Source organism: Micrococcus sp. KRD070 (assembly GCF_017168435.1).
Classification (GTDB): Bacteria; Actinomycetota; Actinomycetes; order Actinomycetales; family Micrococcaceae; genus Micrococcus; species Micrococcus luteus.
In genome coordinates, this window is record NZ_JABFNH010000017.1 from 125,116 (window position 1) to 126,890 (window position 1,775).

Consider the following 1,775-nt stretch of genomic DNA (forward strand, 5'->3'; position numbering starts at 1 on the left):
GGCGGTGCATGCTCAAGGGCCCTCCTGGGGACGGGGAGCGGGCGGCCGCCGGGACGTCGGCGGCGCGTCTCCAGTGTAGGGAGCGCGGGACGTCGGGGCCGTGGCGGGGCCCGGACGGACCGTCACCGCGACTTCATCCCGGGTTCACCGTGCCGGGCCCCGGTGGACGACGCCGCTTCCTAGCGTGGCCCGTGGGCGGACCCCCGTCCGCACGGTTCACCGGCACAGGAGGCAGACATGGTGGCAGAGCTCGTGGAGCACGCGCAGACCCGGCAGGAGCCGTCGAGCCGGCCGGGCCAGGCGCGTGCCGAGGCGGGGCCGGCGGAGGCGGCCGGCCTGCGGACCTACGTGGTGGACACGTCCGTGCTGCTCTCGGACCCGCGCGCCCTGCTGCACTTCGCCGAGCACGAGGTGGTCCTGCCGCTCGTGGTGGTCTCGGAGCTCGAGGCCAAGCGCGCCGACCCCGACCTCGGCTACTACGCGCGCACGGCGCTGCGCCTGCTCGACGACCTGCGCGGTCGCCACGGCGCGCTGGACCAGCCCGTGCCGATCACCCCCGAGGGCGGCACGCTGCGGATCGAACTGAACCACGTGTCCGTGGACGTGCTGCCCCTGGGCATCCGCGGCACGGACAACGACTCCCGCATCCTCGCCGTCGCGAAGGCGCTCGCGGACGAGGGCGCCACGGTGACGGTCGTGTCCAAGGACCTGCCGATGCGCGTGAAGGCGGCGGCCATGGGCCTCGCCGCGGACGAGTACCGTCACGAGCTCGTGCGTGACTCGGGCTGGCGCGGCACCGTCTCCCTCAGTGTGGCGCAGGAGCGGCTGGACGCGCTCTACGACGACGGCGAGGTCGACCTGGCCGGCATCCCGCTGGGGTCCCTGGCCGGCACGGGCGTCGAGACCGGGCCGGGGGAGGCCCCGGCCGAGGCGGACCGCCTGCCGGTCAACACGGGGCTGGTGCTCACCGCGCCCCGGGGCTCCGGCCTGGCGCGGGTCGGCGAGGGCGGCCGGGCCCGCCTGGTGCGCGGGGACCGCGACGTGTTCGGCCTGCACGGCCGCTCCGCCGAGCAGCGGTTGGCGATCGAGCTGCTGACGGATCCGGGCGTGGGCATCGTCTCCCTCGGTGGCCGCGCGGGCACCGGCAAGTCCGCGCTGGCGCTGTGCGCGGGCCTCGACGCCGTGATGGAGCGCCGCGAGCACCGCAGGGTGGTCGTGTTCCGTCCGCTGTACGCCGTCGGCGGCCAGGACCTGGGCTACCTGCCCGGCTCGGAGGGCGACAAGATGGGCCCGTGGGCGCAGGCCGTGTTCGACACCCTGGGCGCCCTGGTCTCCCCGTCCGTGGTGGACGAGGTGGTGGACCGCGGGATGCTGGAGATCCTGCCGCTGACGCACATCCGCGGCCGTTCGCTGCACGATGCGTGGGTGATCGTGGACGAGGCGCAGTCGCTCGAGCGGAACGTGCTGCTCACGGTGCTGAGCCGGATGGGCCGCAACTCGAAGGTGGTGCTGACCCACGACGTCGCCCAGCGGGACAACCTGCGCGTGGGCCGGCACGACGGCATCGCGGCCGTGGTGGAGCGCCTCAAGGGCCACCCGCTGTTCGGGCATGTGACGCTGACCCGTTCCGAGCGCTCCCCGATCGCCGCACTGGTCACGGACCTGCTGGAGGAGGGCCGGGCCTGAGCCGGGCGGCGGGGTCGGGCATGAAAAAGGGGCCGCTGCCGAAGCAGCGGCCCCCGGCGGGGGTGCTCGGCCCCGCGGAGGGGGGATGG

General features: G+C 75.1%; 1 protein-coding gene. It reads left to right on the forward strand.

The window, feature by feature from the left end; translation table 11 throughout:
• The first annotated feature begins 237 nt into the window (after positions 1-237).
• Complete coding sequence (locus J1M38_RS05815) at positions 238-1,686, forward strand: PhoH family protein (protein WP_061866915.1); 1,449 nt, start codon at positions 238-240, stop codon at positions 1,684-1,686.
• Positions 1,687-1,775: the final 89 nt, after the last annotated feature.